Genomic DNA, 15254 nt, shown 5'->3' with positions numbered 1-15254 from the left:
GGCAGCCCTCTCGTCCGGTTCGCCGTCCTGGCCGAGGGGGCTCCCCGCGCGACTGCGGGGAGCGGACCCACCGCAGTCGCACCGCCCGGCACCCGAATCAGTGCGACCGACCGACGCGGCCGATCAGGACAGCTGATCAGCGCAGCTGATCGACATACCGATCCGTGCCCGGCACGGTCGGGACGAACGGCGCCACCAGTTCCACCCGCCCCAGGCCAGATTCCGCAACCGTCGCGTCGAGCCCGGCGAAATGCTCCGCCCAGCACGCCCTCGGGTCCTCCTGGAGGAACCAGAGCAGGGTCAGCCGGGTATCGACGCCCTCGACCTGCTTCACATAGGTCATCCGGTCGCCCGGCAGCGGGGTGGGACGGAACACGGTCACCATCGCCGCGGGCGACCCGCTCAGCCGCTTCGGCAGGTGCCGGGAGCGCAGCCACTCCAGCAACTCCGCCCGCTGTTCGGGCCCTTCGGCGTCGATCACCTCCAGCACCAGCCCGTGGTACGGATGATCGAGCGCGTGGAAGTCCCGGGGCCCCGCGGCCCCGTCCCGGTAGACGGTCGCCTCGTGGTCCTGGAACGCCGTGAAGACATGGGTGCGGTCCTGGTAGACCCGGCCGTCCCGGTTGAGCCGCTTGTTGATCCCGACGGTCCACTTCATGTGGTCGTCGTAGCGCCCGTCCGTCACCCAGTACGTGGACAGATAGCACCCGGCGCCGACCGGCTGGGCGATCGCGGACTTGTCCGGGTAGCGCAGCCCCTGGAGCTCCCGGGTGGCCACCCAGCGGCGGCCCGCGAACATCCAGGGCATGGCCATCGCGCCGGCGTAGTAATGATCATCCTCGTACCATCGGTTGTACGCGAACTCGTGGCCCGGGTGCGGTTCCACCATGGTGATCAGGGCATGGCCGGGATGCACTCCGTACGGCCCCAGCGCGGCCAGTTCGGCGTACGTGTCGCTCCGCGTCCCGCCGCCCTCCCGCACTCCCCCGCCCGGCGCCTCATCGCCCCGCACTCCCTCGTTCTTCGCTCCCTCGCTCATGCCGTTCCCCTTCCGTACTCCGCCGGAGGGACCTACTCTGACGCCCCGTCAGAAGAACTGCCAGAGCCAGGAGGCGCCGATGTTGCTCACGGGGAAGACCGTCATCGTGTCCGGGGTGGGCGCCGGGCTCGGGCACCAGATCGCGGCCACGGTCGTACGGGACGGGGGCAACGCCGTCCTCGGGGCGCGTACCGCGGCCAATCTCGCGAAGTCGGCCGCCGAGATAGATCCCGAGGGCCGCCGCACCGCGCACCTCGCCACCGACATCACCGACGAGGCGCAGTGCGAGGCGCTCGCGGCGCTGGCCGTCGAGCGGTTCGGGGGGATCGATGCGGTGGTTCATGTCGCCGCCTGGGACAGCTACTTCGGCGGGGTCGAGGATGCCGATCTGGACACCTGGAAGGCGGTCATCGACGTCAATCTGCTCGGCACCCTGCGGATGACGCGCGCCTGCCTGCCCGCGCTGAAGGAGCGGGGCGGATCGGTTGTCCTCATCGGTACGCAGTCCGCGGTGGCGGCACCGTCCCAGGTGCGGCAGGCGGCGTACGCGGCCTCCAAGGGTGCGCTGACCTCGGCGATGTACTCCATGGCGTGGGAGTTCGGGGCCCACCGGATCCGGGTGAACACGGTGCTCCCGGGCTGGATGTGGGGGCCGCCGGTGCAGGCCTACGTGCAGTTCACCGCGCACACCGAGAGCGTGCCCGAGGCCGAGGTGCTGGGGAGGCTCTCGGAACGCATGGCGCTCCCGGAGCTGGCCACGGACGGCGATGTGGCGGAGGCCGCGGTCTTCCTGGCCTCCGACCGGGCGCGGTCGATCACCGGGCAGTCCCTGCTGGTCAACGCCGGCGAGCTGATGCGCTGACGCACTGGCACGCGGGCCGGCTCACGTGCGTGACGCACGTGCCGCAGGGAGTTCGGCAAGGTCGGTTCTCCTCCTTCTCGGCCGCACGGGACCCGCATCCCGTGCGGTCTTTCGGCGTTCCTGGGCGTTCGCTTGATTCTCTGCACAGCCTGACGAAGTGCCCGCTCATCGTGTGGCCGCCGTCACGTTCACTACAACGCCCCCGTGGGTCAAGAACGAGTAAAATCGTTCGGCTTACTGATCCGCGTTCACATCTCTGACCGATGGAGACCTTGACCGGGGTACCGAACAGGCGGTTCAATCCCCGAAGTCCCCGCTCCCGCACGGGGGCCCCGCTGAGCGGCCGTACTGACGAAGTGCGTACCCGTTCACAAGGCGGACCCCAGGAGGGGGCACATGAACAGTCTCGACTGGGTCGTGCTCATCGGCTACTTCGGCGTGATGATCGCGATCGGACTCTGGTCCCACAAGCGTGTCGACAACGTCAGCGACTTCTTCACGGCCGGCGGCAAGATGCCGTGGTGGCTTTCCGGCATCTCGCACCACATGTCCGGCTACAGCGCCGTGATGTTCACCGGCTACGCCGGCATCGCGTACCAGTACGGCGTCACGTCCTTCGTGACGTGGTCGCTCCCGATCGCCATCGGCATCGGGATCGGCGCCAAGCTCTTCGCACCCCGGCTCAACCGGCTGCGGTCGCGGCTGCACGTCGCCTCGCCGCTCGAATACCTGAAGAACCGCTACAACATCCAGACCCAGCAGGCGCTCGCCTGGTCCGGTCTGCTGCTGAAGATCGTGGACGTCGGCGCCAAGTGGGCGGCCATCGCCACCCTGCTGTCCGTCTTCACCGGCATCACCCTGACGCAGGGCATCTTCATCACCGGCATCATCACGGCCATCTACTGCACGGTCGGCGGCCTGTGGGCCGACGCGCTGACCGAGCTCGGGCAGTTCGTCATCCAGCTGTTCGCCGGTATCGCGATGCTCGTCACCGCGATGAGCAAGCTCGACGGCTTCAGCACCCTGTGGACGGTCTGGGACAAGCTGCCCGAGGGCCACACGGACCCGACGGCCGGTCCGTACACGGTGACCTTCCTGCTGGCGTACCTGTTCATCAAGACCTTCGAGTACAACGGCGGCATGTGGAACCAGGCCCAGCGCTACATGGCCACGGACTCCGCCGCCTCCGCGACCCGCTCGGCGCGGCTCTCCGCGATCCTGTGGCTGGTCTGGCCGACGGTCCTGTTCTTCCCGATGTGGTGCGCCCCGCTGCTCGTCGACGCGCAGAAGCCGGACGCCTCGGACAGCTACGCGCTGATGACCGAGCAGCTGCTGCCGCACGGTCTGCTGGGCCTGGTCGTCGTCGGGTTCTTCTCGCACACGATGGCGATGTGCTCCTCGGACGCCAACGCCATCGCGGCGGTCTTCACCCGCGACATCGCCCCGGTCTTCTCCAAGGCGGCCCGCAACTGGAACGCCCGGGCCGGTCTGCTGGCCGCGCGGCTCTCCACGCTCGGCTTCCTGGGCCTGTCCATGGCGCTGGCGACCCAGATCAACTCGCCGACGTTCAAGGACATCATCTCGGTGGTCATCAAGTGGGTCGCCGGTCTGATGGGTCCGATCGCGATCCCGTTCATGCTGGGTCTGCTGCGCAGGTTCCGTAAGTCGGGACCGACGGCGGCGCTCACCAGCTGGGCGGCCGGTCTGCTGGCGTTCTACTTCACGAACTACAACTTCGACGGCTCCGTGAAGACGGACGTGGCGCTGCAGTACCAGGTGGCGCTGCCGCTGGCGATCTCGCTCGTGCTCTACATCGTCATCGGCTTCATCAAGCCGGAGGACACCCCGGAGCGCGACGCGATCATCGAGCGGATCAACACGGACGGCGACGGCCCGGCGGCCGCCGCGGCCGTACCGGCCCAGGCCGGTCCGGGGGATGTGACGGTCACGGAGGGCGTGAAGGACTGACGCCTGCGGGTGTACGGGGGTGAGGGGCGGGATTGCGTACGGTGGCGGCGGCCTCCGTGCGTGGACCCGCCCCTCACCTCTGCTCCCGGGGGCCGGCCGCTCTCAGCCCCGCGGGTAGCGGGCCAGCCAGCCGGGAGCGGCGGTGGAGGGGCTGTGCAGGGCGGGTCCCTGTGTCATCTCCATGGCGAAGTCGTCGGCGAGTTCCAGGAGCGTGGCGCGCCCCTCCAGTTCGGCGAGCCAGGCCGGCGGCAGCGCGGTCTCGCCGTGCAGCGCGCCGAGCAGCGCCCCGCACAGGGCCCCGGTGGCCGCGGAGGGCCCGCCGTGGTTCACGGCCAGCCGCAGCCCGTGCCGGATGTCCTCACCGACGAGGGCGCAGTACACGGCGACGGCGAGGACCTCCTCGGCGGAGTCCGTGGCCCCCAGCGACTCGATGAGTGCGGGGCCGGGGATGCCCTGCCGCACGGTGCCGAGGGCCTGTTGGAGTGCCTCGGTGACGGGTTCGTGGCCCTCCCGTTCGGCGAGCAGTCCCAGCGCGTGCTGCACCGAGCCGTCCAGCGTCTCGCCGCGCGCCAGGCCGTGCACCATCACGGCGAGGGCGCCCGCGGAGAGCAGGGCGGTGGGATGGCCGTGGGTCTGGGCGGCGCATTCGACGGCCAGTTGCAGCACGAGCTGGGGCTCCCAGCCGACGAGCAGTCCGAACGGGGCGGAGCGGCTGACCGCCGCCGAGTCGTGCGCGGTGGGGTTCTTGGGCCGGTCGAGGGTCCCCATGACGGTGTCGCCGAAGCCGCCCAGGCACTCCCGGGTGGGGGCGCGGCGGCTGTAGAGCCACTCCTGCCCGGCGAGCCAGCCGTTGTCCTTGCGCCGCTCGTCGGGGCCCCAGTCTCGCTGGGTGGCGGCCCAGCGCAGATGGGCCTGGTGCACGTCGGTGGGCGGGTGCCAGGCGCCGGTGTCGCGGCGGACCTGGGCGCGGATCAGCCCGTCGACGGTGAACAGGGTGAGCTGGGTGACCGCGGTGACGGAGCCGCGCCCTCCGTGGGCGGGGACGAAGTCGGTGACGGCGTCGGCCCCGTGGGCGGCGCGGATCTCCCCCAGCGTGAGGCCGCTGACGCCCGCGCCGAGTGCGTCGCCGATGGCGCCGCCGAGCAGTGCGCCGCGTACCCGGCTGCGGAAGTCCTGCTGCTCGGCACGGCCCCAGACGGCTGTGGTCGCTGAGCTCACCGTGCCCCTTCCCGTCTCCTTCTCGCCCTGTCCAGCGGGCGGCTTCGCAGCACTGTAATCGAACGACCACGGGGCCGAAGGGGCGGAACGGTATGTACGAAGTGGCTCGTTCGGTTCAGTTTTGCGCGGCATTCTCCGGGGATTCCCACCGCGTGCGGCGCCCCTGCCGTGCGCACCGCTGGACCGCGAACCGGCTGCGTCCGTACGGAGCGTCGAGGTGTCGGAGGCCTTCCCCGGGGCGGGTGGCCGGGCCAAATCCCGTTGCTTCGCGCGATCACCCGGCGCGATGATCGCGGGATGGCATCCCCCCACCACGACGGCAGGGCCGGCATCGACGCCGGGCTCGTCCAGCGACTGATCTCCGCCCAGTTCCCGCAGTGGAGCGGCCTGGCGGTGAGACCGGTGGAGGTCGACGGGTGGGACAACCGGACCTACCGTCTCGGCGAGGCGATGACCGTACGTCTCCCGACGGCCGCCGGTTACGTCCCCGCGGTGGAGAAGGAGCACCGGTGGCTGCCGGTCCTGGCTCCGTCCCTGCCCGTCGCCGTGCCTCCGGTCCTCGCCCTGGGTGCGCCGGGCGAGGGCTATCCGCACCCGTGGTCGGTCCGCCGCTGGCTGCCGGGCGAGACGGCTGCCCGGGGCCGTGTCGACGACCTGGCGGGCTTCGCGGTCTCCGTGGCGGAGTTCGTCCGCGCCCTCCAGCGCTGCGATGCGACGGGCGGCCCGCTCGCGGGTGCGCACAGCTTCTACCGGGGCGCCTCGCCCGCCCATTACGACGAGGAGACCCGGCGCTGCCTGGCCGCGCTGGAGGGCCGGGTGGACACGGACCGGGCGCGTGCGGTCTGGGACGCCGCCCTGGCCACCGAGTGGCGCGGGGCGCCCGTCTGGTTCCACGGCGACATCGCCTCCGGCAATCTCCTGGTCGAGGACGGTGAGCTGTCGGCCGTCATCGACTTCGGCACATCGGGGGTCGGCGATCCGGCCTGCGACCTGGTCATCGCGTGGGGGATGTTCTCCGGCGAGAGCCGGGAGGCGTTCCGGCAGGCGGTCGGCCAGGACGGGGGCACCTGGGCCCGCGCCCGGGGCTGGGCCCTGTGGAAGTCGTTGCTGAACCTGACGGGGGACGACGGCACGGATCCGCGGTGGACGGCCGACGAACAGCGCGTGGTCGACGCCGTGCTGGCCGACCACGAACGGTTCGCCTGACCCGGACGCCGGGCCGCGGCACCCCGCTCAGCGCAGGTCGTGCAGATAGATGTGGAACGGGTCGCGCACGAACCCCTCGGCCTCGTACAGCTGTTGCGCGGCGTGGTTGTCGTACGCGGTGTCCAGCTGCACGCCGCTCACCCCCGCCTCACGTGCCCGGCGCAGCACCTCGCGCAGCAGTGTCCGCCCCACTCCGGCGCGGCGGCCGGCGGGGTCCACGTACAGGTCGCTGAGCAGCCATCCGGGTCCCAGGTCGAGCGAGGACAGCACCGGGTACACCTGGGCGAACCCGACCGTTCCCACGTCGGGGACCGAGGCGAGCAGGATCAGCGAGTCGTCCGCCTCGATGCGCTCGGCGAGGAAGGCCCGGGGCCGGCCGGGGTCCTGAGGGGTCACCTCGTAGAAGTCCAGGTAGGCGGCGAACAGCCCCGCGGCCGTGTCGAGGTCCGCTTCGCCCGCGACCCGCACCGTGGCGGGGGCGCTCTGTGATCGCTCCGGCTGCTGACTGCTCACTCGTGTCTCCTCACCCCGGCCGGTCCGGCCGGTCCGGCACCTGTCCGGACGCCGTCGCCCGAGAGGGCCGCCGCACCGTCCGGGACGGAACGGCAGCCTACTCAGACGCCCGGACCTGCGCCTTTCCCCGGCCCCGTCTCTCAGCTCTCCAGCACCGGCAGCAGCTCCGGAAGGTGTCCGTCGGAGGCGGCGGCGGCCGTGACGCGCTCCTGCGGCACCTCTCCGTACAGCGTCGTGCGCGGCTTCGCCGGACGGCCGGCTGCCTCGGCCACGGCGACCAGGTCCTGCACGGACTTGTACGAGCCGTAACTCGACCCGGCCATGCGGGAGATGGTCTCCTCCATCAGCGTGCCGCCCAGGTCGTTCGCGCCCGAGCGCAGCATCTCGGCCGCGCCCTCCGTGCCGAGCTTCACCCAGCTGGTCTGGATGTTGGTGATGTGCGGGTGGAGGAGGAGGCGGGCCATCGCCGTCACTGCCCGGTTGTCGCGGTCGGTCGGGCCGGGGCGGGCGATGCCGGCCAGGTAGACGGGCGCGTTGGTGTGGATGAAGGGCAGGGTCACGAACTCGGTGAGGCCGCCCGTCTCCTGCTGGAGGTCGGCGAGGGTCCTCAGGTGGCCGAGCCAGTGGCGGGGCTGGTCGACATGGCCGTACATCATCGTGGACGAGGAGCGCAGGCCCACCTCGTGGGCGGTCTTGATGACCTCCAGCCAGGTCGCGGTGGGCAGCTTTCCCTTGGTGAGGACCCAGCGGACCTCGTCGTCGAGGATCTCGGCAGCCGTGCCGGGGATCGAGTCGAGACCGGCCTCCTTGGCGGCGGTCAGCCAGTCGCGGATGGACATGCCGGTGCGGGTCGCCCCGTTGACGACCTCCATCGGGGAGAACGCGTGGACGTGCATGCCGGGGACGCGTTCCTTCACCGCCCGGGCGATGTCGAAGTACGCCGTGCCGGGCAGGTCCGGGTGGATGCCGCCCTGCATGCAGACCTCGACCGCGCCGACGTCCCAGGCCTGCGCGGCCCGGTCGGCGACCTGGTCCAGGGAGAGGGTGTACGCGTCGGCGTCGGTGCGCCGCTGGGCGAAGGCGCAGAAGCGGCAGCCGGTGTAGCAGACGTTGGTGAAGTTGATGTTGCGCGTGACGATGTACGTGACGTCGTCGCCGACCACGTCCCGGCGCAGGGTGTCCGCGATCCGGCACAGCTCGTCGAGCGCGGGCCCGTCCGCGTGCAGGAGGGTGAGGGCCTGTGCGTCGGTGAGCTTCGTCGGGTCGGCGGCGGCCTGGCTCAGCGCCCCGCGCACGTCGCCGTCGATACGGGACGGGACCATGCCGGGCGCGGCGGCCTCGCGGAGCGCCTCCCAGTCCCCGTACACCTCGTCGAAGTCGTCGCGGCGGTCGCCGGTGCGGCCCTCGGTGTCGATGGTGCGGTGCAGATCGGTGCGGCCCGAGGCGTTGAATCCCTCGTCGGGTTCCTGCCAGGGCAGTCCGGCGGGGATCGTGCCCTCCTTCGCGAGCCCGGTCTCCGGGTCGGCGAGGGCGCGGACGTGCGGGAGCAGGCGCGGATCCAGCCAGGGTTCGCCGCGCTGGATGAACTCCGGGTAGATGGTGAGCCGTTCACGCAGCGCGAAGCCGGCCTCGGCGGTCTTCGCGGCCAGCTCGTCGATGTGCGGCCAGGGGCGCTCGGGGTTCACGTGGTCGGGCGTGAGCGGCGAGACGCCGCCCCAGTCGTCGATCCCGGCGCCGATCAGCAGCGCGTACTCGGCGTCGACGAGGTTCGGCGGGGCCTGGATGCGGGCGGACGGGCCGAGGATGTGGCGGGCGACGGCGATGGCGGCGGCCAGCTCCTCCAGCTCCGCGTCCGGCATACCGCGCATCGCGGTGTCGGGCTTGGCGCGGAAGTTCTGGACGATGACTTCCTGGATGCCGTGGTAGGCGCGGGCGTTCCGGCGCAGCTCGAAGAGGGAGTCGGCTCGCTCCTCGTACGACTCGCCGATGCCGATGAGGATGCCGGTGGTGAAGGGCACGTTGGACCGGCCGGCGTCCTCCAGGACGCGCAGCCGTACGGCCGGTTCCTTGTCCGGGGAGCCGTGGTGCGGGCCGCCGGGCTCGGACCACAGCCGGGTCGCGGTCGTCTCCAGCATCATGCCCATGGAGGGCGCGACGGGCTTGAGCCGCTGGAGATCGGTCCAGGTCATGACGCCCGGGTTGAGGTGGGGCAGCAGCCCGGTCTCCTCCAGGACGCGGATCGCCATGGCGCGTACGTACGCGAGGGTGCCGTCGTACCCCTCGGCCTCCAGCCACTCCCGGGCCTCGGGCCAGCGGTCCTCGGGCCGGTCGCCGAGGGTGAACAGCGCTTCCTTGCAGCCCAGCTCCGCACCCTTGCGGGCGATGTCGAGGACCTCGTCCGGGGACAGGAACATGCCGTGGCCCTCGCGGCGCAGTTTGCCGGGGACGGTGACGAAGGTGCAGTAGTGGCACTTGTCGCGGCAGAGCCGGGTCAGCGGGATGAAGACCTTGCGGGAGTACGTGATCACGCCGGGGCGGCCCGCCGCCGCCAGGCCCGCGTCGCGCACCCGGGCGGCCGAGGCGGCGAGATCCGTCAGGTCGTCGCCGCGCGCCTGGAGCAGGACGGCGGCCTCGGCCGCGTCGAGGGCGACACCGTCTCGGGCACGCCTGAGGGCACGTCGCATGGAGTTGGTGGTGGGGCGTCCGCGCTGAGGATCGGTCATGAACCGAGCATACGAGCGAGTAGCCGGCCGGTGACCGGCCGGATCTCCCGCAGGTCACCCGCACCCCTGCGGCCCGGGCCGCGCGGCGGCCCGCTCCCCGCAGGCTCGGCCCGTAGGCTCGGCACGGTGATGGAAACGATCGTCTTCGACATCGGCGAGACACTCATCCGCGACGACCGCTACTGGGCGTCCTGGGCCAACTGGCTCGGCGTCCCGACGCACACGCTGAGTGCGCTGGTCGGGGCCGCGGTCGTCCAGGGGCGGGACAGCGCGGACGCGCTGAGCATGCTGCGCCCCGACATGGACGTCAACGAGGCCTCGCAGGCCAGAGCCGCCGCCGGGCGCGGCGAGCACCTGGACGAGTCGGACCTCTACCCGGACGTCCGGCCGGCACTGGCCGAACTGCGCGCGCTCGGCGTGCGCGTGGTGGTCGCGGGCAACGGGACGGTGCGGGCCGGGGAGCTGCTGCGGGCGCTGGACCTGCCCGCGGACGTGGTCGTCACCTCGGACGAGTGGGGCGTCGCCAAGCCGGACCCGGAGTTCTTCGCCCGCGTGCTGGAGGCGTCCGGGGCGGCCCCGCACGCCACGCTGTACGTGGGCGACCACCCGGCGGGCGACCTGTTCCCGGCCAAGTCGTCGGGCCTGCTGGCGGCGCACATCCGGCGGGGTGCGTGCGGGTACTGGTGGGCGGACCACCCGGACGTGGTGGACACGGCGGACTTCCGCATCAACGCGCTGACCGACCTGCCGGCTCTGCTGAACAAGGTCCCGGACCCGCCGCGGCCGAGGGCGTTGCGGGCCCTGTAGCCGCACTTCCCGGCCGGCCCGGCCCCCGTCAGCCGAGGATCAGGGGCAGCCGTCCGGCCAGCGGGCCCAGTGCGGCCGTCTCCGCGTCCGTCGGGGCGCGCCGCCCCGTGCCGGTCAGCAGTGCGTCCTTGTCGGAGAACGACGAGGGGAACGCCGCCCCGGCGATCGCCTCCAGCAGCTCCCGCGACCGGGCCAGCCCCTCGGCCGGCGGGTCCGCCGCGTCCGGGAGAGGGGCGATCAGGTCGAGGTGGTGGAGCGTCCACTCCAGGACGTACGTGGTCAGGTACTCGTCCACGGTGTAGACCTCGTCGCGCGTACTGACCCGGGCCGCCGGATCCGCCAGCCCGGCCGCCCGCCCGGCGGCCGAACCCACGTCGTCCAGGTGGAACTTGAGCAGCCACGGCTCCTCGTACGCCGCCGCCAGCCGCACGGTCAGCGCGTCGAGCGGGTCGTCGCCGGTGGGCGGTGTTCCGGTGACCTCCCAGTACGTGACCGCGTCCCGCGTCGGCTCCGCGTCGGCGGGCGTGGCGAGGGTGATCAGGACGTCCTGGGCATCGATGACGAGGTGGCACACCAGGTCCCGGACGAGCCAGCCGGCACAGCCGGACGGCAACGCGAAGTCCGCGTCGGAGAGTTCGGCGACCGCGGTACGCAGGGCGGCCCATGAGCGCGAGAAGTTTTCCACGGGCGCAAGCTAGCAGCGCGGGGCGCCCGTGTGCATCGCCTGCGGCCCGGCGGGCCGTCGGAGCCGTACCGGTGGGCGGACGCGCTGCCGTACGGCTACCTGTAGCACTCCAGGATCAGGGGCAGGTCCTCGAGCCACTCCTGGAGGCGGGCCCGTTTGCGGGCGGCGAGCAGGCACGGATGGGTGGTGCCGTTGTGGAGGCGGACGACGACCCTGAGGTGTTTGGGGCCGTCGGGCGCGTACTCGACCGCGCTGATCTCGGCCCAGGTGAACTGCAGATCGCCCACCGGCGTGCCGAGCTCGACCCCGACGGCGTCGATCAGGAGAGAGCTGTCCGGAGCGACGGCGATGAAGACGGGATCGGAGCCGGATCCGGCCTGGGAGCTGCCGGGGCCGGCGTGGCCCGCGGGGGTGCTCTGTGTCGCGGCCCGGTGCAGCGGGGCGGCGTCGAAGGGGGCGTAGGAGGGCAGTGGTGGTACCGCCACGGTCGGGGTGTACGCCGGGCCGCCCGGCACGAAGAGGTCCAGCAGGCGCTCCGGGGTGGGCCGCCGGCCGGGTTCCTTCTCCAGGCAAGCCGCCACGACCGGCCGTACGCCCTCCGGCACCGCCGCCAGATCGGGTGCCTCGTGCACCGACCGGTACATCAGGCCCATGGGCGTGCCTGCCCCGAACGCGCTGCCGCCCGCGGCCGCGACCAGCACGGCACCGAGGGCGAACACATCCGCGGCCCCGCTGACTTCCTGCCCCTGTGCCTGCTCGGGCGCCAGGAACCCCGGTGTCCCGAACGCCGTACCGGTGGCCGTCAGACGCGTCGACTCCAGCGCCCGCGCGATCCCGAAGTCCAGGACCCGCGGCCCGTCCGAGGCCATGATGATGTTTCCGGGCTTCAGGTCACGGTGCACCAGGCCGCAGCGGTGGATCGCCGCAAGCGCCTCGGCGAGCGCCGCGCCCAGTTGCCGCAGCCGCGCCTCGCCCATCGGGCCCTCGGCCTCGACCAGCCCGGCGAGCGTGGGCCCGGGGATGTACGCCGTGGCCAGCCAGGGCGCCGCAGCTGCCGGGTCCGCGTCCACCACCGGTGCCGTGTGGAAGCCGCCCACACTCCGCGCGGCCTCGACCTCGGCACGGAACCGCTCCCGGAAGTGCGGGTCGGTCGCGAGCTCCGAGCGCGCCACCTTCACGGCGACCGCGCGCCCCCCGCGTGATCGCGCCAGGTAGACGACGCCCATCCCGCCGGCGCCCAGCTCCCGCTCCACGACGTACCCGCCGATGCGCTCCGGCAGGCCCGAACCGTCCGCCCCGTACCCCATGTGCTGGCCGCCTCCCCCAGTGATCCGGCGGCTCAGTATGGCCCAGCCCTCGCCCCCGGGGTCAGCCGACGGGAGTCTCGTCCACCTTGAAGTCCATGCTGACCTTGCCGTTGACGACCGACTTCGCGGTGACCGTCACGCCGTACTGCTTGCCATCCGCCGCCAACTGGCAGCGGATCACGGCGTTCACCCGCGCCGGGAGGTCAACGGGGCAGGAGAACGCGTCGGGTGCCTGGCCGACCTGAGCCGTCAGGGCCGCCTTCCCCTGCCGGGCGACCTCCGTCCTGCTCACCGACGGCCCGCCGGCACCCGCGCTCGCCGAGTCGCTGGGCTGCGGATCCGCCGAGTTGCCGGCTGCCGGAGCGTCGTCGACCTTGAAGTCCATGTCGACCTTGTCGCCGTCGACCGACTTCGCGGTGACCGTCATCCCCTGCTTCGTACCGTCCGCGGTCAGCTCGCAGCGCACGGTCGCACCGACCTCCGCCTTGAGATCGTCCTTGCAGGTGACGTCGTCCGGCTGCCGGCCCACCTTCTTGCCCAGGGCGGTCGAGGCCTGCTGTGCGACCTCGTCCTTCTTCACGACCTTCGAGCCCACACTTGCCGAACAGCCCACGGCGAACGCCACTGCGAGCAACACCCCTGCCGCTCGCACGGTGATCCGCTTACCCGTCGGCTGTCGCACTGGGCCCCCAAGTCAAAAGTTGTACATGTCAAGCACCTGGACGCGCAGAATCGCAGTTCCGGTTCCCGGCCCCGGCCTGCGTGATCGCGATACGGGATCCCTCCGCCGGAGGTGCGTCCGCAGGGCGGCCAGGCGCAGAACCCGCGAGCAGGCGGGGTCGCTGTCCGTGTGAGCCACGGGCCGCGGATGGCGCTTCTGCCTGATGCTGAGCGCGACCCAGGCGACGAGGGACATCCCGGTCACGCCCCAGAGACACGTAGGGCCACCACGCGGGCGAGGCACCTCGGTCGCCGTCGTCGACACCGGATTCAACCGTGAACCCGGGGGCACCCTGAACTCCATGACCCGTGGGAGGGGGAAGAACTTCTGCTACCTGACCGACGCACTCGGCAGCGTGGTCGCCATGACCGACGACACCGACACGGCGGCAGGAGCTTCTAGGGGGCTATCTTCTGGAATTGCATCCGAAGCCCGCCTGTTCGCACTGCTCGATATGGTCACACGAGGGCTGCTGGGGCTAGTCGTGCCGCGGGGTTGGTTCGCGTCTGACCGATAGTGATACCCGCTCGGAAAGTAGGGCGCCGGTACATCCTCCTGCCGCCGCAGGGCATCACCCTGAGATCATCGGAGGGCTTTTTCCATGTTTAAGAGTTTCAACTCATGAGACTTTCGGCCATAATGCCTCCCTCGGCCGCAGGGCTTCCATCCTGGGGTATAGCACTCGTGATTATTGTGTTCGTCCTGGCGGTTGCCTTTGTCCTGACGCGTCGTCGATGAAGTTAGGTCGGTCGGCGAGGTCGGCCAACCACGGGCGAGGGACCGTGCGATGCGTCCAGAACCGCGCCCCGGACGGTGCGCGGCCGCAGGAAAGACACCACGCTGCGCGGATCGTGGCAGTACTGCTACGGCCCTGCCGGTCGTGAGCCGGGACAAGGGTCCACTCGAGCTTGCCGGCCTGCACGCCAACCTTGCGGCAAGGCCGGTGAGCGACGATCAAGCTGTTGTCAGCCGCTGAATCTAAGGTCGGCCCTATGACATCAGACCTGGTCCCGGACTCATGGAATCGCATAGACGCGTGGCTGCGCGAGCACGCGCCCCGCACTTCTGCCACGCTTCGGCCGCCCGCAGGAGACGGGGAGATCGCAGCAGCGCAACAGGAACTGGGGGTCACCTTTCCTCCGGACCTGGTCGCTTCACTCCTCCGGCACAACGGGGCGCTGGAGGGGCCTGAGGCTTTCCGGTTCAGTACGGGTGACCGGCTGCTCGGAGTGAGCGGAATCCTCGGGGATACCGAGTTCATGCGCGGCATCGAACAAGGCCCCGACGGGGAGGCCGAGGACTACTGGCTCCTCGGCTACGTAAAGTTCGGTTCCTATGACGGGACGTCGGACGGTCTCCTGATGGATTGCCGTACCGAGCGGGACCACTTCGGTGCGATCGGACGGTTCTTCGACGAGACCGGCACCAGGTTTGGGCAGGCCGGCTCGCTGGGTGGGTATCTGGCCGAACTGGCCGACTTGCTTGAGCGCGGCCAGGAGGCTGGTGTCGTCACCTTCAACGGCCGACTGTTCTGGGAGGCGCCTCTGCCTGCCAGGCCGCAGCGCAGTGCCGACGAGCCCCTTCCCGCACCGGATGAGCAGCTGCCAGAGCTGGACCTGTCCCACAGTCCCACCGACCTCCTCCACGTGAGCCACCTGGACGGACATGAGGAACTCGGTGCACTGATCGCAGTCCTGCCGTATGAGCAGGTGGTTGAGGCCGCGCGGAAGCAGCTGCGCAGACTGGCGGTCGAAACGGGGCTGAACAACTACCCGGAGATCAAGACAGCCCTGGACGCGTGGGAGCGTGGTGTGGCCGTACCGCGCCCGGACCAAACCAGCCCGCTCGCCTTGCGACTCCGCGCGGTGCTCGCACAGGCCGACACCGGCAGAGACGTCACTCGCAGATGGGCCGCGGAGAAGATAGCCCTCGGGCTCTGGGGATCCCCCTACAGATCCGTGTGCGAGAGCGCGGAGACCCGGAGCCACTTCACTCTCGACTGGCGTGCGGATCTGCATGCGGACTTGGGTAATCCGTCACTGCCTCCGATACCTGACGACCGATTCTGGGGGGCGCTGCGCAACCCCGCCATCGACTCCAGTTGGTACGCGGCTCAGCACACCCGAGATCAGGACTGACCCCAGGGGTTTCGTTTCCGCGTGAGCGCTTCATGCGGCGGTCATCGCCAGACGAAGCGCTCAATTG

At 71.1% G+C, this 15254-nt stretch carries 12 protein-coding genes; 5 read left to right on the top strand and 7 right to left on the bottom strand.

Annotated elements, in window-relative coordinates:
- Positions 1-136: 136 nt before the first annotated feature.
- Positions 137-1039, bottom strand: a complete 903-nt coding sequence (locus OG521_22995; GenBank protein ID WUW23486.1) for a hypothetical protein — start codon at positions 1037-1039, stop codon at positions 137-139.
- A 79-nt stretch (positions 1040-1118) separates the two neighbouring features.
- On the opposite strand from OG521_22995, the gene OG521_22990 reads away from it, so the two are divergent.
- Together OG521_22990 and OG521_22985 are read left to right on the top strand one after the other, a co-directional pair.
- Positions 1119-1901 carry an SDR family oxidoreductase gene (locus OG521_22990; GenBank protein ID WUW23485.1) on the top strand — a complete coding sequence of 261 codons (783 nt, stop codon included), beginning with the start codon at positions 1119-1121 and terminating at the stop codon, positions 1899-1901.
- 396 nt (positions 1902-2297) lie between these two features.
- Positions 2298-3869, top strand: coding sequence for a Na+:solute symporter (locus OG521_22985; GenBank protein WUW23484.1), 1572 nt, complete (start codon positions 2298-2300; stop codon positions 3867-3869).
- Between the two features lie 102 nt (positions 3870-3971).
- On the opposite strand, the gene OG521_22980 is transcribed toward OG521_22985, so the two are convergent.
- Entirely contained in the window at positions 3972-5087 is a 1116-nt protein-coding gene (locus OG521_22980; protein ID WUW23483.1) for an ADP-ribosylglycohydrolase family protein, read from the bottom strand.
- Between the two features lie 297 nt (positions 5088-5384).
- Here OG521_22980 and OG521_22975 point away from each other — a divergent pair, with 297 nt between their 5' ends.
- Positions 5385-6293 (top strand): aminoglycoside phosphotransferase family protein, encoded by a 909-nt coding sequence (locus tag OG521_22975; protein ID WUW23482.1) that lies wholly within the window; start codon positions 5385-5387, stop codon positions 6291-6293.
- A 27-nt stretch (positions 6294-6320) separates the two neighbouring features.
- On the opposite strand, the gene OG521_22970 is transcribed toward OG521_22975, so the two are convergent.
- Together OG521_22970 and OG521_22965 are read right to left on the bottom strand one after the other, a co-directional pair.
- The gene (locus tag OG521_22970) at positions 6321-6806 is read right to left on the bottom strand and encodes a GNAT family N-acetyltransferase (protein WUW23481.1); all 486 of its coding nucleotides are present in this window, start codon (positions 6804-6806) and stop codon (positions 6321-6323) included.
- 140 nt (positions 6807-6946) lie between these two features.
- Positions 6947-9529, bottom strand: a complete 2583-nt coding sequence (locus OG521_22965) for a bifunctional FO biosynthesis protein CofGH (protein WUW23480.1) — start codon at positions 9527-9529, stop codon at positions 6947-6949.
- Between the two features lie 129 nt (positions 9530-9658).
- On the opposite strand from OG521_22965, the gene OG521_22960 reads away from it, so the two are divergent.
- Positions 9659-10336: an HAD family hydrolase gene (locus OG521_22960; protein WUW26771.1), complete on the top strand. Its 678-nt coding sequence runs from the start codon at positions 9659-9661 to the stop codon at positions 10334-10336.
- A 28-nt stretch (positions 10337-10364) separates the two neighbouring features.
- Here OG521_22960 and OG521_22955 read toward each other — a convergent pair whose 3' ends face one another.
- From OG521_22955 to OG521_22945, 3 genes are all read right to left on the bottom strand, one after another.
- The gene (locus tag OG521_22955) at positions 10365-11021 is read right to left on the bottom strand and encodes a maleylpyruvate isomerase N-terminal domain-containing protein (GenBank protein WUW23479.1); all 657 of its coding nucleotides are present in this window, start codon (positions 11019-11021) and stop codon (positions 10365-10367) included.
- Between the two features lie 95 nt (positions 11022-11116).
- Positions 11117-12328: a serine/threonine protein kinase gene (locus tag OG521_22950; protein WUW23478.1), complete on the bottom strand. Its 1212-nt coding sequence runs from the start codon at positions 12326-12328 to the stop codon at positions 11117-11119.
- Between the two features lie 61 nt (positions 12329-12389).
- The gene (locus OG521_22945; GenBank protein WUW23477.1) at positions 12390-12965 is read right to left on the bottom strand and encodes a DUF4333 domain-containing protein; all 576 of its coding nucleotides are present in this window, start codon (positions 12963-12965) and stop codon (positions 12390-12392) included.
- A gap of 1076 nt (positions 12966-14041) precedes the next feature.
- On the opposite strand from OG521_22945, the gene OG521_22940 reads away from it, so the two are divergent.
- A complete protein-coding gene (locus OG521_22940; GenBank protein WUW23476.1) occupies positions 14042-15187 on the top strand; it encodes an SMI1/KNR4 family protein in 1146 nt (381 codons plus the stop codon).
- Positions 15188-15254: the final 67 nt, after the last annotated feature.

It is taken from the genome of Streptomyces sp. NBC_01463 (genome assembly GCA_036227345.1).
GTDB lineage: Bacteria > Actinomycetota > Actinomycetes > Streptomycetales > Streptomycetaceae > Streptomyces.
Note: the sequence above shows the minus strand (reverse complement) of the source record. Positions and strands in the feature narration are given on the sequence as shown.